The organism is Streptomyces thioluteus (assembly GCF_039535865.1).
On the sequence record NZ_BAAAXZ010000111.1, the window covers coordinates 1 to 20967 of the forward strand.

The 20967-nt window shown below is 69.8% G+C and carries 19 protein-coding genes and 3 pseudogenes; 8 read left to right on the forward strand and 14 right to left on the reverse strand.

The window, feature by feature from the left end; all coding sequences use genetic code 11:
- Positions 1-998 precede the first annotated feature (998 nt).
- The 4 genes and pseudogenes from ABD794_RS14330 to ABD794_RS14345 form a co-directional block, all read left to right on the forward strand.
- Positions 999-1205: pseudogene (locus ABD794_RS14330) on the forward strand (DUF6232 family protein); the annotation flags it as partial.
- A gap of 73 nt (positions 1206-1278) precedes the next feature.
- Positions 1279-1464, forward strand: coding sequence for a hypothetical protein (locus tag ABD794_RS14335; RefSeq protein WP_344963597.1), 186 nt, complete (start codon positions 1279-1281; stop codon positions 1462-1464).
- Complete coding sequence (locus tag ABD794_RS14340) at positions 1464-1796, forward strand: hypothetical protein (protein ID WP_344963599.1); 333 nt, start codon at positions 1464-1466, stop codon at positions 1794-1796. Before ABD794_RS14335 ends, ABD794_RS14340 begins: the two co-directional genes overlap by 1 nt.
- Positions 1797-1874: 78 nt before the next feature.
- Entirely contained in the window at positions 1875-2420 is a 546-nt protein-coding gene (locus tag ABD794_RS14345; protein ID WP_344963601.1) for a Uma2 family endonuclease, read from the forward strand.
- Between the two features lie 51 nt (positions 2421-2471).
- Here the strand turns inward: ABD794_RS14345 and ABD794_RS14350 are convergent, their stop codons facing one another.
- From ABD794_RS14350 to ABD794_RS14380, 7 genes and pseudogenes are all read right to left on the reverse strand, one after another.
- The gene (locus tag ABD794_RS14350; protein WP_344963603.1) at positions 2472-3497 is read right to left on the reverse strand and encodes a hypothetical protein; all 1026 of its coding nucleotides are present in this window, start codon (positions 3495-3497) and stop codon (positions 2472-2474) included.
- Entirely contained in the window at positions 3494-4045 is a 552-nt protein-coding gene (locus tag ABD794_RS14355) for an RNA polymerase sigma factor (protein WP_344963605.1), read from the reverse strand. The genes ABD794_RS14350 and ABD794_RS14355 overlap by 4 nt, the downstream gene beginning before the upstream one ends.
- A 140-nt stretch (positions 4046-4185) precedes the next feature.
- The gene (locus ABD794_RS14360; protein ID WP_344963607.1) at positions 4186-5250 is read right to left on the reverse strand and encodes an ABC transporter ATP-binding protein; all 1065 of its coding nucleotides are present in this window, start codon (positions 5248-5250) and stop codon (positions 4186-4188) included.
- Positions 5247-6254 carry an ABC transporter ATP-binding protein gene (locus ABD794_RS14365; RefSeq protein ID WP_344963609.1) on the reverse strand — a complete coding sequence of 336 codons (1008 nt, stop codon included), beginning with the start codon at positions 6252-6254 and terminating at the stop codon, positions 5247-5249. The genes ABD794_RS14360 and ABD794_RS14365 overlap by 4 nt, the downstream gene beginning before the upstream one ends.
- A gap of 11 nt (positions 6255-6265) precedes the next feature.
- The gene (locus ABD794_RS14370) at positions 6266-7252 is read right to left on the reverse strand and encodes an ABC transporter permease (RefSeq protein ID WP_344963610.1); all 987 of its coding nucleotides are present in this window, start codon (positions 7250-7252) and stop codon (positions 6266-6268) included.
- Entirely contained in the window at positions 7245-8168 is a 924-nt protein-coding gene (locus tag ABD794_RS14375) for an ABC transporter permease (protein ID WP_344963612.1), read from the reverse strand. Before ABD794_RS14375 ends, ABD794_RS14370 begins: the two co-directional genes overlap by 8 nt.
- A gap of 7 nt (positions 8169-8175) precedes the next feature.
- Positions 8176-9800, reverse strand: a pseudogene (locus tag ABD794_RS14380) (peptide ABC transporter substrate-binding protein).
- Between the two features lie 328 nt (positions 9801-10128).
- Between ABD794_RS14380 and ABD794_RS14385 the strand changes: the two are divergent.
- From ABD794_RS14385 to ABD794_RS14400, 4 genes and pseudogenes are all read left to right on the forward strand, one after another.
- Positions 10129-10296, forward strand: a complete 168-nt coding sequence (locus tag ABD794_RS14385) for a hypothetical protein (protein ID WP_157868584.1) — start codon at positions 10129-10131, stop codon at positions 10294-10296.
- Positions 10297-10374: 78 nt separating this feature from the next.
- A complete protein-coding gene (locus ABD794_RS14390) occupies positions 10375-13341 on the forward strand; it encodes a lantibiotic dehydratase (protein WP_344963618.1) in 2967 nt (988 codons plus the stop codon).
- Positions 13331-14200 (forward strand): annotated as a pseudogene (locus ABD794_RS14395) (lanthionine synthetase LanC family protein); the annotation flags it as partial. The gene ABD794_RS14390 and the pseudogene ABD794_RS14395, both read left to right, overlap by 11 nt.
- Before the next feature lie 121 nt (positions 14201-14321).
- Positions 14322-14621: a lanthionine synthetase LanC family protein gene (locus ABD794_RS14400; protein ID WP_344963620.1), complete on the forward strand. Its 300-nt coding sequence runs from the start codon at positions 14322-14324 to the stop codon at positions 14619-14621.
- A 12-nt stretch (positions 14622-14633) separates the two neighbouring features.
- Here the strand turns inward: ABD794_RS14400 and ABD794_RS14405 are convergent, their stop codons facing one another.
- The 7 genes from ABD794_RS14405 to ABD794_RS14435 form a co-directional block, all read right to left on the reverse strand.
- Positions 14634-15035, reverse strand: coding sequence for a twitching motility protein PilT (locus ABD794_RS14405; protein WP_344963622.1), 402 nt, complete (start codon positions 15033-15035; stop codon positions 14634-14636).
- 20 nt (positions 15036-15055) lie between these two features.
- A complete protein-coding gene (locus ABD794_RS14410; protein ID WP_344963624.1) occupies positions 15056-15331 on the reverse strand; it encodes a hypothetical protein in 276 nt (91 codons plus the stop codon).
- Between the two features lie 76 nt (positions 15332-15407).
- On the reverse strand, positions 15408-16382 hold the full coding sequence (locus ABD794_RS14415; protein ID WP_344963627.1) for a helix-turn-helix domain-containing protein: 975 nt from the start codon (positions 16380-16382) through the stop codon (positions 15408-15410).
- Between the two features lie 433 nt (positions 16383-16815).
- Entirely contained in the window at positions 16816-17967 is a 1152-nt protein-coding gene (locus tag ABD794_RS14420; RefSeq protein WP_344963629.1) for an ABC transporter ATP-binding protein, read from the reverse strand.
- Positions 17960-19012, reverse strand: a complete 1053-nt coding sequence (locus ABD794_RS14425; RefSeq protein ID WP_344963631.1) for an ABC transporter ATP-binding protein — start codon at positions 19010-19012, stop codon at positions 17960-17962. The genes ABD794_RS14420 and ABD794_RS14425 overlap by 8 nt, the downstream gene beginning before the upstream one ends.
- An 11-nt stretch (positions 19013-19023) precedes the next feature.
- Complete coding sequence (locus ABD794_RS14430) at positions 19024-20037, reverse strand: ABC transporter permease (RefSeq protein WP_344963633.1); 1014 nt, start codon at positions 20035-20037, stop codon at positions 19024-19026.
- Positions 20030-20956 carry an ABC transporter permease gene (locus ABD794_RS14435; protein WP_344963635.1) on the reverse strand — a complete coding sequence of 309 codons (927 nt, stop codon included), beginning with the start codon at positions 20954-20956 and terminating at the stop codon, positions 20030-20032. The genes ABD794_RS14430 and ABD794_RS14435 overlap by 8 nt, the downstream gene beginning before the upstream one ends.
- Between the last annotated feature and the right edge of the window lie 11 nt (positions 20957-20967).

The window sequence follows — 20967 nt, forward strand, 5'->3', positions numbered from 1 at the left end:
CGTTTTCCTCCATGGCTACATCCCAGACCCGTGTTTGGGCCCTCCCACCACGCTGTCATCGCGCACTTGGCTTGTAACGCGAGCTAAGATACGTCCGCGTCAACCAACGGTTAATGACTCCTCCTCACTCTTGAGTACCTGCGAACTCGCTCCGCAGCATCGACCGGTCCTTCGAGAGCTCCGCAGCGCCAGCTTTCAGGCAGGCGGCTGCCCGTTTACGTCGGCGTCACACTTTGGCCGCCAGCGATCTTCCTCGCTCCAATCGCCGTGCTGCAGCGCTCCTCCCGCCAAACTCCCACGTGTCGACGTGTACACCGCAGATCGACGCCTCCCGGGGCGGCACAGAGATCGCAGCTGAAGTCGCATCTCTCTGCGCGTCGCGATTCCTTAGCGCTCTTGCCCGGCAGCCATCGGCGTTTGCTTCTGACACCGGAAAAACGGGCCAGGCTGGGGAGCGTGTGAGCGCTCCGCGCCGGGGATAATGCGGAGCGGACTAGGGTCACGTCGGCATAGCACATCGACGATCGACCTGTTCTTTCGATGCTCGTGAGGTGTAACGACCCCACGGATCCTCGGTGTTGGTCCTATGCCACCCCGGACCGGCGGTCGCTTTGTTGCTGCGCACACGCTAGGCCCTGACGACGGAGCGCCGCAACCCGACCACGGAAAGCGAACTTCCCGTGGTATACGCGCGACTTGGGGAGGGAGGGTGGGTCCGAGGACCCACCATTCCTTTGGTAAGCGCTCGGATCCCGCCCCCCGGATCCCGGAGCTCAAGCACTCGAACGGGATCTCCGACTTGCGCCCAACTCCTGTATGGCGATTAATAGTTGTCCACTCGAAATCCGCAACACCAGGAGACCGGCACCGGATGACAAGCCTCCGGAGAACGCCCCCGCCGTTACCCGCCTGCCCGCCACAGCTCGTCCGCAGCATCGACCTGCGGGTCAGCAGGCGGCTGTTGTGGGTCGGCAGGGCCGTTCTACCCCCTGCAGAACATCGCCCGGGTACACACCTTCACCCTCCACCCCAAGCGCAAGGAAGCCACCGTGCGCTTCCTGAAGAACGTCGCCCTCACCCTCTCCCTGGCGATCGCCCTCACGGTCCTCGGCGGCGCGACGGCGCGATGCCAGCCGGGACGCGAGCGACGGAATCCTCTCGTTCGTCTGGTGGGGCGTCATCGCCGCGCTGGTCTACTTCTGGTGCAGCTGGTGCTGGTCCTGTCGGCCGACTCCCACTACGTCCTGGCCGTCGAGACGAACGGCCCGGTCCACGGCCGTGGTCACCAGCCGGAACCCGCACCACCTGGACCAGCTCGTCGGCCGGATCTCCCACGCGATCGAGAACCCCGGGGCCGAGTTCCAGGTGACGGTGGACAGCATCACGATCAATCCGCAGAGCTATTACTTCGGCGACAACGTCAACATGTACGGCGGCACGGGCAACGTGGGGATGGCGAGCTGATGAGCGGCGACCACTACTACTTCGGCGACAACGTCACGATGCACGGCGGCACGGGCAACACGGGCATCGTCAGGAACCAGACGGCGGCAACACCCCCGGCCGTCCGAGCGGCCGTTCAGGACCTGCTCCAGCTCGTCGAGGAACTCCGCACCGGCCTCCCGCCCGCGAGCGCCCGGACCCTCGACGACACCCTCCCGGACCTCACGGCCCAGCCCCCGGAGCGCCACCGGGCCCTGCTGGCCATCGCCGGCATCGCGGCGACGGCCGGCACCATCGGCCGGCCCGTCCTGGAGGCGGTCAACAGGATCCTGGAGCTACTGGGCGCGCAATAGGACCGCGGCCTGTGCCAGGATGAACAATGGAGGCACAGCCCCACAACAAGCGGATCAGGCCGTGAGGACATCGGACAAGTGAACCGTCGCCACTTTGAATTGCTCGAAGCGGCTCGCCGAGCCCTTCCCGAAGGCTTCAAAACAGAACTGTCCGGCGACACCATCGTCATGCAGGCTTCGCCTTCGGCTCTTCACCAACTCAACCTGAGCAAGGTTCGCAGGCAGTTCGACGGTCACGTACCGGCCGGATACATCGACTCGGGGAACACAGACCTCGAATCACCGCAGACGGCCAAGGTCCGGAACCCTGACCTGACCTACCTGCCCGAAGCCGCCATGACGACCATGGAGAGCAGCGTCCCCGCCGAGCTTGCCCTGATCGCCATCGAGATCGTCTCGCCGTCGAATCCGGAGAACGACTGGGTCGGCAAGCTTCGGGACTACCCCTTGATGGGGATCCCCCTGTACCTGATCGTCGACGCGCGGCAGAAGAACGTCACCCTGTTCAGCGAGCCCGAGAACGGCCGGTACCGGTTCCGCGAAGAGGCCACTTTCGGTGAAGCCGTCCACATTCCGGAGCCCTTCGGATTCACCCTCGACACAAGCACGCTCCAGCCGTATTGAGCGCTGTGACCGCTTCCGGGAAGCGGATCGCTCCCGGAAGCGGGCCTCCCCTCACCCAGTTGTGGGCGAGGGCTTCCTCGACAGGCGGCGTCCCGCCGACGGGGACGGCTTCGGCGCCTCCCAGGCGGGTGCGATTTCGATGTAGCTGGTCTGGGTCGCGACCTCCCCGTCCCGGAGCTTCACCGTCCCCCAGATCTGGGAGTTGCCCCGCGCCGTGTCCCGGGACTCCACCACGTGGAACGTATCGGTTTCGACGATCACCCTTCTGCGCCAGCCGTCCCATTCGATCTCGACGGCGGTCCCGACACGCGCGGTCATGTCGGACTTGACCCCTGCCGTCACCCGCACCCCCGGGACGTCGGTGAGGACCTTGAACAGAGCCTTCCGGAGCGGAAGTCCGGCGGGCGACCCGGCGAGCAGCTCCTCGATGCCGTTGAAGAGGCCCTGCCTGGCATCCGCACCGGTGGCCTTCCCCACGAGCCGGCTCCGCAGCGCCGCCGGATCGGTGGGCAGCTTCCCGAGCTCGTCCCATGTGAAGAGCTGCTCGCAGACCTTGAAGGTCATCGGTTCGCTGATCGGCAACTCCCTGACGGGGCCGTCGGGGCCGGTCCGGATTCTCTGGCCCCCGCGGCTCAGCCATTCGGTCTGCTCGTAGTTGTTCGCGGCCTTCCCCTCATGGAACGCCCGCTCATAGTGGAACGTCCGCACCTTCCAGTACGGCGCCGTCCCCGCCCGCTCCCGCACCGCCGTCCGCTGCGTCGCCGGGGAGCCCTGCACGCCCCCGGAGTCCGACCACGGCTGGAACGCGACGCCCAGCGCGACCGCCACGACCGCCGCGGCCGAGACGAGCACCGGCATCCGCCGCCGCCACTTCCGCACCGGGACGATCTCGGCCACCGGCTCCCGTTCGAGCTCGACGCTCTCCACCGCGTTCTCCTCCCCCGGCCCGGCCGCGGCCTGCCGCACCGCGGCCAGCGCCGCAGCGATCACGTCCGGCGAGGGCGGCGCGACCCGGCCCGCGGCCCGCAGCCGGTCCGCGCCGGGGAAGTCGAGGGCGTCCTTCTCATTCCCGGTCATGCGAGTTCTCCTGTCAGGGGAAGCGGAACGGACGGGCCGAGCGTCGTGCGCAGGCGCGTGCGCGCCCGGTGCAGCCGGGAGCGGGCCGTGCCCGCGGGGATGCCGACGACGACCGCGGCCTCGGTGGGGCTGAGCTGCTCCCACGCGATCAGGAGCAGCAGCTCCCGCTCCACGGCCGGCAGCTCGGCCAGCGTCCGGCGCATCAGCGGCGCGACCGCCGCCGCGTCCAGCCGCCGGTCGACGGCGTGCCAGGGGTCGCTGCTCGTCTCCTCGGGGAGGGCGGCGGGCCGTTCCTGCCCGCGCCAGTGCGCGGCCAGCACGTTGCGGGCCACGCCGAAGAGCCACGCCCGTACGGGACCGCGGGCCGCGTCGTAGGTGCCGCGCCCCGCGTACGCCCGCAGCCACGCCTCGGACAGCAGGTCGTCCGCGGCGCCGGGCGCCCGGCGCGCGAAGTAGCCGTGCAGCGCGGCCGAATGGCGCTCCACGAGCGGTTCGAAGGCCGACGCGTCCGTCCCGGAGCGCGCCAGCAGTTCCTCGTCCGTCGCCACGGACCTCCCCTTCCCCGGGCCGCGCCTTTCGCGGCCCCCACCCCTTCTTGTCTCCGTCCCGCGAAAGCGTTCGCGCCCCGCGTGCGCGGCGTGCGCCAGGCGCGTCCAACGGGGCCGACGGTACCGGCAGGTCCGGCACGTCAGCCGGCCGGCGTCCCGCCCTCGTCCCCCTCGCCCCCGGGCGGCACCCGCTCCCCCGCGAAGTGGCACGCCGACACATGCGCCGCCGGCCCGCCCGCCTCCCGGAAGCGCTCCGGGACCTCCAGCGGCGGCACCACCTCCGCGCAGACGCGCTGCGCCTTCCAGCAGCGGGTGCGGAAGGGACAGCCCGACGGAGGGTTCGCGGGCGAGGGGACGTCGCCCATCAGCAGGATTCTCTCGCGCAGGCCCCGCGCCTCCGGATCCGGGACGGGGACGGCGGAGAGCAGCGCCTGCGTGTACGGGTGCGTCGGGTGCTCGTAGATCTGCTCGTCCGTGCCGACCTCGGCCAGCCGCCCGAGGTACATCACCGCGACCCGGTCGGAGATGTGCCGCACGACGGACAGGTCGTGGGCGATGAAGACGTACGAGAGGTCGAACTCGGCCTGGAGCCGCTCCAGCAGGTTGACGACCTGCGCCTGCACCGACACGTCCAGCGCCGAGACCGGTTCGTCGGCGACGATCACCTCGGGGCGCAGTGCCAGCCCGCGCGCGATGCCGATGCGCTGCCGCTGGCCGCCGGAGAACTGGTGCGGGTAGCGGTTGATGTGCTCGGGGTTGAGGCCGACGACGTCGAGGAGTTCGCGGACCTTCTGCCGGCGGCTGCCCTTGGGGGCGGCCTCGGGGTGGATCTCGTAGGGCTCGCCGACGATGTCGCCCACGGTCATACGGGGGTTGAGCGACGTGTACGGATCCTGGAAGACCATCTGGATGTTGCGCCGCACGGCCTTCAGCGCCCGCCCGGACAGGCGGGTGATGTCCTCGCCCTTGTAGCGGATCTCCCCGGCGGTGGGCCGCTCCAGGTTGACCAGCAGCCGGGCGAGGGTGGACTTGCCGCAGCCGGACTCGCCGACGACGCCGAGGGTCTCGCCGCGGCGCAGGTCGAAGGAGACGCCGTCGACGGCGCGGACGGCGCCGACCTGGCGGCGGACGAGGACGCCCTGGGTGAGCGGGTAGTGCTTGACGAGGTCGCGCACCTCCAGGACCGCCCCGCCGTCGGCCTTCATTCGGGCGCTCCTTCCACGGGTGTCCCCTGGATCGTCTCCTGCCAGAAGTGGCAGGCGCTGGCCCGGCCCGGAGCGACGGCGAAGAGCGGCGGCCGGTCGGTGCGGCAGACGTCCCGGGCCCGGGGGCAGCGGGGGTTGAAGGGGCAGCCGGGCGGGATGTCGGTGAGGCTGGGCGGCAGCCCCTTGATGGCGTGCAGTTGCTGGCCCTTGCGGTCGAGGCGGGGCACGGAGTCGAGCAGTCCGCGCGTGTACGGGTGGGCGGGGGCGGCGTACAGCTCCCGCACGGGCGCCGTCTCGACGATCCGTCCCGCGTACATCACCGCGATCCGGTCGGCGACATCCGCCACCACGCCCAGATCATGAGTGATCAGGATCAGCCCCATGTTGAACTCGCGCTGCAACTCCGCGAGCAGGTCCATCACTTGGGCCTGCACGGTGACGTCCAGCGCCGTCGTCGGCTCGTCCGCGATGATCAGGTCCGGCTCCAGCGCCAGCGCCATCGCGATCATGACGCGCTGCCGCATGCCGCCCGAGAACTGGTGCGGATAGTCCCCGACCCGCTCCTCCGCCGCCGGGATGCGTACCCGCTCCATCAGCTGGACGGCGCGGGCGCGGGCGTCCCGGCGGGTCATGCCCTGGTGGACCTCGAACATCTCGGCGAGCTGGGCGCCGACGGTGAGCACGGGGTTGAGCGCGGAGAGCGCGTCCTGGAAGATCATCGCCAGCCGGTCGCCGCGCAGCCGGCGCCGGTGCTCCTCGCCCATGGTCAGCAGGTCCTGGCCGCGGAAGAGCACCTCGCCACCGGTGATCCGGCCCGGCGGGGTGTCCAGGATGCCCATGACGGCCTGCGCGGTCACGGACTTGCCCGAGCCGGACTCGCCGAGCACGGCGAGCGTCTCCCCGGCCTCGACGGTGCAGCTGACGCCGTTGACCACCTTGGCCACGCCGTCCCGGGTGCGGAACTCGACGTGCAGGTCGCGCACGTCCAGCAGGGCTTCGTTCATGACCACCTCCCTCAGCGCAGCTTGGGGTCGAGGGCGTCGCGGACCGCGTCGCCGAGCATGATGAACGCGAGCACGGTGACGCTCAGCGCGCCCGCGGGCCAGAGCAGCATGTGGGGCGCGTTGCGGATCTGGTTCGAGGCGTTGGAGATGTCGATCCCCCAGGAGACGGTGGGCGGTTTGAGGCCGACGCCGATGAAGGAGAGCGTCGCCTCCAGGGCGATATAGGTGCCCAGCGCGATGGTGGCGACGACGATGACGGGGGCCACCGCGTTGGGCGCGATGTGCCGCAGCAGCAGCCGGGCGTTGCCGGCCCCGAGGGCGCGGGCGGCCTGGACGTAGTCGTGCTGCTTGGCGGCGACGACGGCGCCGCGCGCGATCCGGGAGATCTGCGGCCAGCCGAGCAGGACGATGAAGCCGACGACGGGCCAGACGGAGCTTCCGGTGACGACGGAGAGGAAGACGAGGCCGCCGAGGATGATGGGGATGCCGAAGAAGACGTCGGCGAGGCGGGAGAGGAGCGCGTCCCACCAGCCGCCGTAGAACCCGGCGAGCCCGCCCAGCACGCTGCCGAGCAGGGCGGCCCCGGCCGTGGCGCAGACGCCGACGGTGATGGAGGCGCGCGCCCCGTGCACGGTGCGGGTGAAGACGTCGCAGCCCTGGGCGTCGAAGCCGAAGGGGTGGCCGGACTGCGGGCCCTCCTGGGACTTGGCGAGGTCGCATTGCAACGGGTTGCCGCTCGCGACCAGCCCGGGCCACACCGCGATCACCAGCAGGAACAGAATGACCAGCGCGGAGAGCACGAAGACGGGATTGCGGCGCAGGTCGTACCAGGCGTCCGTCCACAGACTGCGGGCCTTGGCGCTGGCCGCGGTGCCCGGTACGGGCCCGCCCTCCAGGGTCTCGGCCTCGCGGGTGGCCAGGCTGGCGGCTCCCCCGTCGCCGGGGCTGACGGCGTCCCGCGGCTCGTGGGGGAACGTCTCGGGCGGCGGCTCAGACATGGCGGATCCTCGGGTCGAGCACGGCGTAGAGGAGGTCGACGACCAGATTGGCGATGAGGAAGACCAGGACGAGAACGGTCACGAACCCGACGACGGTGGGCGAGTTCTGCCGCAGGATGCCCTGGTAGAGCTGGTAGCCGACGCCGTGGATGTTGAAGATCCGCTCGGTGACGATGGCGCCGCCCATGAGCGCGCCGATGTCGGCGCCGATGAAAGTGACCACCGGGATGAGGGAGTTGCGCAGCAGATGCCGCACGACGATGCGGTGGCGCGGCAGCCCCTTGGCGACGGCGGTGCGGATGTAGTCGGCGCGGGCGTTCTCGGCGAGCGAGGTACGCGTCAGCCGCGTCACGTAAGCGAGCGAGACCAGCCCCAGCACCACGCCGGGCAGCAGGAGTTCGACGAAGGTCGCCTCCGGCGAGACGGTCGGCGGGACGAGTCCCCACTGCACGCCGAAGAGGTACTGGAGGACGTAGCCGCTGACGAAGGTCGGCACGGAGACCACGACGAGGGTGAGCATCAGCACGGTGGTGTCGAGGGGCCGTCCGCGCCGCAGTCCTCCGGCGACGCCGAGCGCGATGCCGACGACGACCTCGAAGAGGACGGCGACGATCGTCAGCCGGATGGTGACGGGGAAGGCGTCGGCCATCAGCTCCAGAACCGGCTGCCCGGTGAAGGCGGTGCCGAAGTCGCCCGTCAGCACCTGCCCCATGTAGTGCAGGTACTGCTTCCACAGCGGCTGGTCGAGGTAGAGCTCCTGGCGGATGCGGGCGGCGACGGCGGGGTCGGGGGCCTTGTCGCCGAAGAGCGCGGCGACGGGGTCGCCGAGCGCGTAGACCATGAAGAAGATCAGGAAGGTGCTGCCCACGAACACCGGGATCATCTGGAGCAGCCGCCGGATCACATACCGCCCCATGCCGCCCTCACTTGACCTTGATCCGCTCGTATACGGGCACGCTGAACTGGTTGAGCTGGACGTCCGAGAGTTCCGCCGAGTAGCCGGCGTTCCCGTTCTGGTACCAGAGCGGGATGGCGGGCATCTTCTCGGCGAGGATCCGCTCCGCGTCCTGGAATTTCGCCACGGCCTTGCCCGTGTCGGACTCGGCGTTGGCCTCGTCCACGAGCCTGTCGAAGCTCCGGTCGCTGAACTTCCCATAGTTCGACGAGGCGTTGGTGAAATACTGCGGCTGGAGGAAGTTCTGGATGAGCGGGTAGTCCATCTGCCACCCGGACCGGAACATCCCGCCGAGCTGCTGCTGGGCGATCTTGCTGCGGAAGTCCGCGAAGGTCCCGACGGGATTGACGGTGCAGGCCCGGTCGTCCCCCAACACATTGTTGATGCTGTTGCAGACGGCATCCATCCACACCCGGTGGGAGCCGGTGTCGACGTTGGAGGTGAGGCCTACCCTCCCGCCCGGCAGCCCGCCGCCCTCCTGGATCAACCGCTTGGCCTGCCCCGGATCGTAGGTGCACGCGGCCCCGCACAACCCCGCCTTGTAACCGCCCTTCTCCCCCAGCACCGGCGACGTCCAATCACTCGCCGGCGTACGGGTGTCCCGGTAGATCTGAGAGGTGATCTGCGGCCGGTTGATCGCCATGGACAGCCCGCGGCGCACCTTCTCCGCCCCGGGCCCGTTCCATTTCGCGTCGTACAGCGGGAAGACGACAGTCTGGATGATGCCTGCGGGCTGGTTGATGTACCGGTCATCCAGATCCTTGCGGACGTTCCGGAGCTGGGTGCTGGGAATGTCGTCGACGAGGTCGATGTTGCCGGCCTGGAGGTCGGCGTACGCGGTGTTGTTGTCCGTGTAGACACGCAGCTCGACCCCACTGTTCTCGGCCTTGTCCGGCCCGGGGTAACCGTCCCACTTGCCGAGCTTCATCGCCGAGCCGCGGGTGTAGGAGTCGATGGCGTAAGGCCCGTTGCCCACGGGCCTCTTGAGCCACCCGGCATGGTCCTCGAAGAAGACGCGGGGCAGCGGGGCGAAGGCGGGATACCCCAAAGTCCCCGGCCAGGTGGAGAACTTCGTCCGAAGTCTGACGGTAAAGGTCCGGGCATCCTTGAGCGCGAGCCCGGAGAGCGTCTTCGCAGTGGCCTCGCCCGACTCCGGGTGAACCTTTTCATAACCCTCGATATAAGCGAAGAACGAAGCGTTCCGCTGTTTGTTGTCGACCAACGCGGCGTAATTCCACGCATCGACGAACGAACGCGCCGTGACCGGCTCACCGTTGCTGAACGTCCACCCGCCCTTCACCTTGACGGTGAAGTTCTGCGCGTCCTTCGACTCGATCTTCTCGGCCAGCATGTCGACGGCGGCGCCGGTCGTCGGGTCGTACTTCTTCAGCCCCCGGAAGATGAGGTCCAGTACCTTCCCGCCCTGGACCTCGTTGGTATTGGCCGGCTCCAACGGGTTCTGCGGATCCCCCCAGGACGCCCGCACGACCCCGGGCACCGGGCCCCGGTACCACCGCCGCAGCCCGCGGCGGCCGCGGCCAGAGACCCCACGAGGACGACCACGGCGACCCACGTCCGCGCGCCTCCTCGCATGGGCTGCCTCCTGGATGCCGGGTATCGGGTACGGCCAAATATCACCGATGCGATCACTCGGTGCACTCCCACAAACGCTGAATGTGCCCCTCCGGCCGGAGAATCCGCCCGTATGCGGGAGCTTCAGGGCACCACCCGCCCCAGGAACACCAGAGTCCACATTTGTGTCATGTGCCGGACCGGCGAAATCCGGTCAGGTTTTCCCTTGCCTTCAGGAGTGACGGCTCTCTACAGTCCTGACCAGTTCGCGGAGCTCACCGAACTCAAATTCGCAGTCCGTACGTTCGTTTCCCGAACGCCCGGGCCCCACCGGTAGAGGAGCATTCCCATGCCGCACGTGAACCTTGACGGCCTTTCCGAGTCCCTGGACATCACGGACCTCGACCTCGACGTGAATGTCCCGGAGACGGACTTCACCTCCACCAAGTACGTCGGCTCGACCTCCACCTGCAACAGCTGGAACGGCCACGTCTCCCGCTGCTGGAACTGCAACTGAGCAACGATCGGCCCGGCCGATGACCCGGGGGCGGCGCCCGTCGCCGCCCCCGGCGCGGCCGACTCCAGGGGGAACGGCTTGCTGTACGACCACTACGAGAACGCCGGGCCCCTGTTCGTCCGCATGGCCGGCGCCCCACGCACCCGGTACGCCCTCCCGGGGACAGCCGACCCTCTGACCCGGGTCCGCGCACTCGCCGCCGACCCACCGCTCCGCGAGGCAGTGCAGGTCGCCAGCGGCAGCCTCGCCGGCACGCTCGGCCGCATCGACGCAGGCGAGGTGCCGACCCCCAAGAACCTGGCCGGAACGGCCCTCTCCCTCACCCGCTACGCTCTGCGCCACAGCGGCCGGCCGACCCCGTTCGGCCTCTTCGCAGGCGTCACCACCGCCGGCACCGGCCCTGCCCGCTTCACGCTCACCGGCCCCGGCCGCAAGGCGGCCCGCATCGACGGCGCCTGGCTGGACGCCCGTATCCACGAGTGGCTCCGGCTCCCCGAGGTGCGCCGCCGCGTCGACGTCGTGGTCAACAACCTGTGCCGGACGCGCGGCAACCGGCTGCTCCTGCCGACGGCGACACCCGCGCGCAAGGAGATCTCGGTCCGCCGCAACGCCCTCGTCACCTGGGTCTGCACGGCCGCGGCCGCCCCCGTCCCGTACACCCGCCTCCTGGAACAGGCCGCCGCCGCTTTCCCGCAACTGCCGGACGAACGCGTCGACGCCGTCCTCGCCCAGCTCGTACGGCACGGCTTCCTGCTCACCTCGATCGACCAGCCCGGTGCGGCCCTGGACCGCGTCGAGGCCGCCGTCGCCGCCGCACCAGGAGCGGCCGAGCGGCTGCGCGGCGCCCGGGAGGCACTGCGGGCGTACGAGCGGACGGCGCCCGGCGAGGGCGGTGGTGCGTGGCACCGGGTCCTCGACGCACTCTCCGCCGACCCGGCGGCGAACCCGCCCGCCCACGTCGACCTGGGCGTGGACGCCGACGTGAGCGTGCCCCCGGAAGTCATCGAGGAGGCCCGCGCCTACGCCTCGGCGATGTGGACCGTCTCACCGCCCTGGGCGGCCCTGCCCCACATGCGCGACTACCGCGACGCCTTCATCGACCGCTACGGCGTCACGGCGCAGATCCCGCTCGGCGAACTCGTGGACCCCCACCGTGGGTTGGGCTACCCGTCGGCGTACCGCGACGGCGCCCCCGCCGGCCCGGACGGCACCGCACGGCGCAAGGTGATCGCCGAGCTGGTGCAGGAGGCCCTGGCCACGGAGGACGGCGAACTCCGCCTCGACGCCGGGACACTGGCCCTGCTCGCCGTCGATGAACTGACCGAGGACGAGCGCCGGGCGCTGCCCCCGCACTCCCTCGAACTCTGCTTCCAACTCCTCGCCGACAGCGCCGACACCCTGGACCGGGGCGAATTCCGCCTGGTCGCCGGGCCGCACACCGGATCGTGGACGGCGGGCGCCACCGCCGGCCGCTTCGCGGAGCTCACCGGGACGACAGAGGAACTGGCCGGGCTGCTCGGGAGCCTCGACGACGGCCGGTACCTGCCGGCCCAGGTTCTCTTCCGTCCACACGACCCGCACACCCTCAACCCCCTGCACGTCCCGCGTCTGCTCCCGCACCGGATCCCCGTCGGCGTCCACTCCGATCCCACCGACCCCGGCCACCTCGACTGGCGCACGCTCCTGGTGGGTGTCGACGCTGCGGGCATGCGGCTCACCGACCCGGTGAGCGGACGGCCCGTCCTGCCGATCGTCCCGCACCTGGTCAACCCGCACAAACTGGCCCCGGACGCCGCCCGGTTGATCATCGACATCGGCACGGCCCGCACCCGGGTATGGACCGGCTGGGACTGGTACGGCCTGGAGGACCTGCCCGCGCTGCCCCGGGTGACCTTCGGCCGCGTCACGCTCTGCCCCAGGCGCTGGAAGCCCGACCGCCACCTGCGCGCGGCCGCTGCCTCGGAACCGTCCGGCTGGGACGCCGCCCTCACCGCCTGGCGGCAGCGCTACCGCGTCCCGGAGCGCGTCCAACTCGTCCGCGAGGACCGCGGCTTCGGCCTCGACCTCACCGACCGTTGGCACCGGACCGTGCTCCGGCAGGAGGTGCGCGGCGGGAGCCCGTTCATCCTCGTCGAGGACCCGACGGCGGACGGTACGGGCCTGGGCTGGTCGCACGGCCACCGGACGGAGGTACTGATCCCCCTGGTGCACCGCCCACGGACGGAGCCGCCGGTGACACCGCCGCCCGTCCCGAGCCCGGCCGCCGAACGCCATCTCCCGGGCGAGGACTGGCTCTACGCCAAGCTGTACGCGACGGAGGACGTCCACGACGAGCTGCTGACCGCGCACCTGCCGCGGCTGCTGGAGACCGTCGGGGCCCACGTGGACCACTGGTTCTTCCTCCGCTACCGCGACCCGGACCCGCACCTGCGCCTTCGTCTGCACGGCGGACCCGAGTCGCTTCCCGAACTGGCCCGATGGGCCCGCTCCTTGCAGAACGACGGCCTGATCCGCGGGCTGACCCTGGACACATACGTCCCGGAGACGAATCGCTACGGCGGACCGGAGGCCCTGCCCCGCGCCGAACGCGTCTTCCACCTCGACAGCCTCTCGGTCATCGGCCTGCTGCGTTCACGCACGGACCTGCCGGACGAGGTGCTGGCCGCGGCCCACCACGCCGTACTGCTGGAGTCACTGGGCGACTGGGACTGGTGCGCCTGGGTGGACCGCGTCTTCACGAAGGGCCCCGCGCACACCGCGTTCCAGCGGCACCGGGCCCTGGCGCGGGAGGTCATCCGCCCTGGACGGGCGGCGGAGACCCTGGCCGGAAGGCTGTCCGGATGGACGGACCTGTGGACGGATGCGAAGGAAGCCGTGGCGTACGGCGACCTGGTCCTGGACCGGGACGCCAACCCCCTGCTGGCCCTGCTGCACATGCAGCACAACCGACTGCTGGGCATCGACCTCGACCGCGAGGAGCGGGGTTACGCGATCCTGCGCGGCATCGCCCGCGAGGAGCTGGGGAGGCGGCGGCATGCGCGCTGAGGCACGGGAGACGGCGGCCCGCGTCCTCGACCGGCTCGCGGACCCGGAATCGGTCGAGGCGGACACGGGCTTCCCCGACGGCCCGGCGGACGAGCCCCTGTGGCACGACCTGTCCCTCGCCAGCGGCCATCCCGGCATCTCGCTGGCCTTCAGCGGCAGCACGGACCGCAGTCGGCAGAATGTGGCAAGGTCCCACGCCTACTTGGTCCGCGCTCTGCAGGCGGTTGCGGCCGGCGGCAACCCGCCCGCCGGCCTCTACGGCAGCATGAGCGCCGCCGCCCACGCGCTCCTGATCGCCCACCGCGCGACGGGCGGCTATGTGACGGCGCTCGACCGCATGGACGCGTACCACCGCGACTTGGTCCGGGAGGCACTGCCCCGCGTGCCGGAGGACGGCCCGGTCGCGAGCAACCGCGAATACGACGTGATCTCGGGCGTGAGCGGCATAGGCCGCCACCTGCTGGCCAGAGGCGAGCCGATGGCCCTCGAACTCCACCTGGTCCTCCGCTATCTGGTGGAGATGTCAAGGGGCCACACTCCCCTTCGCAACCGCCGCGTCCCCCGCTGGTGGACCTGGGCGGCCCCGCGCAAGGGCCAGGAGACGATCCTTCCGGACGGCCACCTCAACCTAGGCCCCTCCCACGGCATCTGCGGCCCGCTGGCCCTCCTCTCCTTGTGCTGGCGGTCAGGCGTCCGCGTCCCGGGCCACCGCGAGGCAATCGAGTCCCTGATGTCACTCCTCGAAACCTGGGCGGTCCCGGACGGGCCCGGCATCCGCTGGCCCCAGATTCTCACCCTGTCCGACTGGACCACCGGCCCCGTCGAGGTCCCTTGGCAGCGCCCGTCCTGGTGCTACGGAACCCCCGGCATGACCCGAGCCGTCCAACTGGCGGCCCTGGCCCTGAACCGCCCCCGACTGGCACACCCTGGCCCACCGCTCCCTCCTCCCCCTGCTGACCCGCCCAGTGAGGGAATGGGGCGTGGAAGACGCCGAGTTGTGCCACGGAACGTCCGGCCTCCTGCACATCTTCGGGCTACTGGCCACCCACATCGACGACACCCGCATCTCCGCCGCGTGCGACGAACTCGCGACCATGACACTGAGTCAGTTCGACGAATCGCACCGCTTCGGCTATCGAACGGCCGCGACGAACGCACCCCTGGGCGCGGATGTGCCGGCCTTCCTCGACGGGGCGGCGGGGGTGGCGCTGGCACTGGACGCATATGCGAACAACGGTGTCGCAGCGGCGGATTGGGACATGGCACTGCTGGTCAACTGATGCCCGCCTCGGTCACACCGACCGGACGACAACTTCCTTTCCCCGCTCACCGAGCTGGTCGAGCAGATGCCGGATGTCGTCGGGGTCGGATGTGACGACGACCGCCCCTGACCAGGCGGCCAGCACCGCAACAGCCCCGTCCGCCGGGTCCGCGGTGCCCGCCCCGCCAAGCAGCTCGCCCACCGCCCGGGCCAACTGCTCGTCCGTGGCGGCCACATCGCACCCCTTAAGCAACTGAGCCAGTCGCGCCTGACGTGCCCCGTCGCGCCAGACCTGCGCGACGACCGGAGCAGGCACCTGCGGCACACCGCCCGCCGTCAGATACGCCCGATGCGTCCGCCACACCTTGAGCTGCGATCGCTCAGCAGCGATCAGCATCCCCGCGTCGTACACCACTGCGCGCAACGCGCCCATCCAACTTCCCCCATCAGCCGTCAGGCCACCTCACGACCGGACGCGCCGCTCCCGTCGGTGGCCGGTCGCGTAACCACGTTCATGAAGTCGTCCACCCAGGTCTGTTCCTCAGGAGTGGGCGGTCCGATCTCCGCCAGCACCTCTTCCGCAGCGGCAAGCCCTGCTTCGATCTTGGCCGCGCGCTCAGCAGCTCGCGACAACCAGGCGGACACACTGAGCCCTTCCCTGTCAGCCGCCTCCTTGGCCGCGCTCAGCGTCTCGCTCGGAATGGTGATCGTGACCCGCTCCAGGCTCATACTCGGGATCATACGGATCGCGAACCCCAGTTCCGGGGCTTCAGCACTCACGTCACCCGATCGAGGAGACCACGACTCACCGCGCCTCGACCGCCCTCTTCAGCGCATCGCGGTGCTCCCACGTCCATGGCGCGTCCCGCAGTTCCGGTGGCAGACCCGCCAGTCCCGCCGTGATGTGGTCCGCCGCGTCCGCGTACCGGGCGAGCCCCAGGTTCGCCAGGCCCATGTTCAGGCGGTTGAACTCGGGAGTGAGCCAGTAGGCGGTCTTCGGGGGCGGCAGGGCCGCAGCAGGGTCCGCCAAGCGTTCCGCCTCCTCGATCAGGCGAAGGGCGTCGTCCCGCTCTCCCAGCTCGGCCAGACCGGCGGCCGCCTGGAGGAGGTCGCCAAGGCGTTGGGCGGGGTGCGCGCCAGGCGTGTGCGCGGCGGCGGAGTACCAGCGCGCAACCCCTTGCGGACGCCCTTGCCGGCGTGCGAGGTAGCCCTTGAAGTTGAGCGCCTGTGCCGCCAGTGTGCCGTTGCCCAGCTCGTCCGCGAGCTCCACCGCCTCGTTCAGAAGCCGTACCGCCCTTGCGTCCTGACGTTCCTGGGCGAGCAGCCACCCGCCGAACTGGGTGAATTCCGAGGCGACTTCCGCCAGTCGCTCACGATGAGGCCCACGGGCCTCCTTGAGCAGTCGGACGACCTCCCGCGTCTGGGCCAGAGTCGACGGGATCGCCGATCGGGCCCTGACCGTGTCGTCCAGGCGCCGGTATGCGGCGAGCACCCCGGCCAAGGCGTCCACGGTGCCGGCGTCCAGCTTGGACGGGTTGGCGGCAGTGCGTGCCACCCGGGACCGGTCGTCGGCGTCGAGCACGACCGAGGCCAAGGCGCCATCTGTACCCAGCAGTTCGTCGAGCATTCGGGCCAGCTTGGGCGACGGGCGCTGCTTCCCGTTGAGCACCCGGGACAGGTACGCGAGGTCGTAGTTGATCGCCTGTGCGGCAGCTCGTATCGAACAGCCGCCGTCCCGCAGAGCACGACGGGCGAGGCCGGCGAAGTCATCGTCACACATCGTGAACCTCAGTGGGTTGACTGACCGGATCCCCACTGTAGTCAAGGCCGGTCAACTCCCGTGTAGGCCAACCGCGCACCCATGATGACGGCCGTGAGCAACTACCCCTTCCCCAGGCCCCTCTTCGGCTTGCCCGTGCTGCCACCGCACACCCGGGGGCCGCTACTGAACCCCACATACGCCGAGTGTCCGCAATGCCGGTCATGGGAGCGCGGGATCAGGAGGGCCACGCAGCTGGGCGACGACGACCGTGTTGCCGAGTTCGGCAATGAGCTGGAGGCACACCGGAGGACTGTGCCGCACAAGAGCGCCATTCGATGACCCTGCGCCGGGCTGCGCCCATCGCAGGCCGGGACCGGTCCCGTCCGACACGGAAGCGGCCGGTGGCGGGCACGTTCACCGTGCCCGCCACCGGCCGCTTCGGGGTGGGCGGCTACGCCGCCCCCACCACCTGCTTCTCCTCCGCGAAGTGGCACGCCGACTCGTGCGCGGCCGGCGTCCGCTTGCCCGCGAAGACCTCCGGCACCGCCAGCAGCGGCACCTCCTCCGAGCACTTGTCCTGCGCCTTCCAGCAGCGGGTGCGGAAGCGGCAGCCCGACGGCGGGTTGGCGGGCGACGGGACGTCGCCGGTCAGGATGATGCGCTCGCGGCCCTCGCGCGCGTCCGGGTCCGGGACCGGGACGGCCGACAGCAGCGCCTGCGTGTACGGGTGCGTCGGGTGGTCGTAGATCTCGCTGTCCGTGCCGATCTCGGCCATCTTGCCGAGGTACATCACGCCGACCCGGTCGGAGATGTGCCGCACGATGGACAGGTCGTGCGCGATGAAGATGTAGGACAGGTTGAACTCGTCCTGGAGCTTCTCCATCAGGTTGACGACCTGCGCCTGCACCGACACGTCCAGGGCCGACACCGGCTCGTCGCAGATGATGATCTCGGGGTTGAGGGCCAGACCGCGCGCGATGCCGATGCGCTGGCGCTGGCCGCCCGAGAACTGGTGCGGATAGCGGTTGATGTACTCGGGGTTGAGGCCGACCACGTCCAGGAGTTCCTGGACCCGCTTGCGGCGGTCGCCCTTCGGGGCCACCTCGGGGTGGATCTCGAAGGGCTCGCCGATGATGTCGCCCACCGTCATACGGGGGTTGAGCGACGTGTACGGGTCCTGGAAGACCATCTGGATGTTGCGGCGGACGGCCTTCAGCGCACGCCCGGACAGTTTGGTGATGTCCTGGCCCTTGTAGAAGACCTCGCCGGAGGTGGCCGTCTCCAGGGTCATCAGCAGCTTGGCGACGGTCGACTTGCCGCAGCCGGACTCGCCGACGATGCCCAGCGTCTCGCCCTGGTAGAGGTCGAAGGAGACCCCGTCCACGGCCTTGACCGCGCCGACCTGCTTCTTGAACAGGATGCCCTGGGTCAGCGGGAAGTGCTTGACGAGGTTGCGGACCTGGAGGATCGGCTCGCCGCGCTCGACGGGGGCGTCGAGGACGGCCTCGACCTCGGCGGTCGTGCTCGCGTCGCTGACCTCGACGTCGGAGACGTTGGGCGTCGCATCGGCCACGGCCTCGTCCTTCTTGCCGGTCTCAGCCATGGATCGTCTCCTTCCAGAAGTGGCAGGCGCTCCGCCGGCCCGGCATCGCCGCGCCGTCCTGCTCGGCCACGTCGTGCAGCGCCGGAATCTCCGTACGGCAGATGTCCTGCGCCTTGGGGCAGCGGGGGCTGAAGGCGCAACCGGCCGGGATGTGCAGCAGGTTGGGCGGCAGACCCTTGATCGCGTAGAGCTCCTGGCCCTTCTGGTCCAGGCGCGGGATCGAGTCGAGCAGGCCCCGGGTGTACGGGTGGGCCGGGCGCTTGTAGAGCTCGTGGACCGGCGCGGTCTCGACGATCCGGCCCGCGTACATCACCGCGATCTTGTCGGCGACGTCGGCGACGACACCGAGGTCGTGGGTGATGAGGATGAGGCCCATGTTGAACTCCTGCTGGAGTTCGGCCAGCAGGTCCATCACCTGGGCCTGGACGGTCACGTCCAGCGCCGTCGTCGGCTCGTCCGCGATGATCAGGTCCGGCTCCAGGGCGAGAGCCATGGCGATCATGATGCGCTGGCGCATACCGCCCGAGAACTGGTGCGGATAGTCGCCGACGCGCTCCTTCGCCGCCGGGATGCGGACGCGGTCCATCAACTCGATGGCCTTGACCTTGGCGTCCTTCTTCGACAGCCCCTGGTGGACGCGGAACATCTCGCCGAGCTGGTAGCCGACGGACAGCACCGGGTTCAGGGAGGACAGCGCGTCCTGGAAGATCATGGCGATCTTGCTGCCACGGATCTTCCGTCGCTCCTCCGCGGACATCTTCAGCATGTCCTGCCCGCGGAAGCGGATCTCCCCCTTGGGGATCTTCCCCGGCGGCATGTCGAGGATGCCCATGATGGCCTGCGCCGTCACGGACTTGCCGGAACCGGACTCGCCGAGTACGGCGAGCGTCTCACCGGCACTGACCGAGTAGTTGACGCCGTTGACGGCCTTGGCGACGCCGTCCCGGGTGTGGAACTCGACGTGCAGGTCGCGGACTTCGAGGAGCGGACCCTCGTCCGCCCCCTTCTGCTCGGGGACGTTCGCGGGCTTCGTGGTGGTGGTCACGTACGCCTCCCTCAGCGCAGCTTGGGGTCGAGGGCGTCGCGCACCGCGTCGCCGAGCAGGATGAACGCGAGCACGGTGAGGCTGAGGAAGCCGGCCGGCATGAGCAGGGCGTGCGGACCGTCGCGGAGGTCCTTCTGGCTGGCGGAGATGTCCACACCCCAGGAGACCGTCGGGTCCTTGAGGCCGATGCCCAGGTAGGACAGCGTCGCCTCGGTGGCGATGTAGCCGCCGAGCGCGATGGTGGCGACGACGATCACCGGACCGAGGACGTTCGGCAGGATGTGCCGGAAGAGGATCCGGCCCGTGCCGGCGCCGAGCGCCCGGGCCGCCGTGACGAAGTCCGCCTGCTTCTGGGTGATCACGGCACCGCGCATGACGCGGGCGATCTGCATCCAGCCGAAGGCGGCCAGCGCGAACGTCACCGTCCAGATCGTGCGGTTGGTGAACGCCTGGAGCAGCACCAGACCGCCGAGGAGCAGCGGGATGCCGAAGAAGATGTCCGTGATGCGGGAGAGGAGCGTGTCGACCCAGCCGCCGAAGTACCCGGCGATCATGCCGACGATGCCGCCGAGGACGGTGACGGCGAGGGTCACGCAGACGCCGACGATGATCGAGGCGCGGGCGCCGTGGACGGTACGCGCGTAGACGCTCTGCCCCTGGACGTTGTAGCCGAACCAGTCCGCCTGGAAGAAGTGGGACCACTGCGGTCCGGTGAGGTAGTGGTTGCGCAGATCGGCCTGGCGCGGGTCCACGTCGGTGAAGAGCGTGGGCCACGCGGCCATGAGGATCAGCAGGACCAGCAGAATGCCGGACGTCCAGAAGAGCCAGCTGCGGCGCAGCTCGCGCCAGGCGTCCTGGCCGAGACTGCGGGCCTTCTCGGTGGACGTCTGCTTGCCGGCCGTGGTGGCGAGTTCGGCGGCGGCCGCGAGACCGGCCGCGGAGGTGTCCGCGAATCCGCCGGACAGGCTCGGACCGGTGCCCGCGACCTCGCTCGGGGTCACCTGGGGGGGCTTGTTGTCAGGCATAGCGGATCCTCGGGTCCAGGACTGCGTAGAGCAGGTCGACGACCAGGCTGCTCACGAGGTAGACGAGCACCAGCACGGTCACGACGCCGACCACGGTGGGGCCTTCGGTGGTGATGACGGCCTGGTAGAGGGTGTTGCCCACGCCGGGGACGTTGAAGATGCCCTCGGTGACGATGGCACCGCCCATGAGCATGCCGAGGTCGGTGCCGAGGAACGTGACGACGGGGATGAGCGAGTTGCGCATCAGGTGCACCCCGACGACCCGGCGCCGGGGCAGACCCTTGGCGACCGCGGTGCGGATGTAGTCGGCGCGGAGGTTCTCGGCCACGGTCGTCCGCGTCAGCCGGGTGACATACGCCAGCGAGAGGAGCGCGAGCACGACCGCCGGGAGGATCAACTGGCTGAGGTCCTGCGAGTCCTTGACGGTCGGTGCGACCAGTTTCCACTTCACACCGATCACGAATTGGGCCAGGTTGCCCAGCACGAAGACCGGGATGGACACCACGATCAGCGTGAAGATCAGTACGGCCTGGTCCAGGAACTTGCCGCGACGCAGGCCGGTGAGCACACCGAGCCCGATGCCGAAGACCAGCTCGATGGCGAAGGCGAAGAGCGCCAGCCGGATGGTCACCGGGAAGGCGTCGGCCATCAGGTCGGCCACGGGCCGGCCGGTGAAGCTCTGCCCGAAGTCACCCTTGAAGAGACCGGAAAGGTAGTTCCAGTACTGCTGGATCAGGGGCTGGTCGAGCCCGTAGTCGTGGCGCAGTTTCGCAACTGTCGCCGGGTCGGCCGCCTTTGAGCCGAACATCGCCTTGACGGGATCGCCCGGCAGCGAATACACCATCAAGAAAATAAGCAGCGTGGTCCCGATGAACACCGGGATCATCTGGAGCAGTCGCCTCGCGACAAAGCGCCCCATCGTTCCTCCTG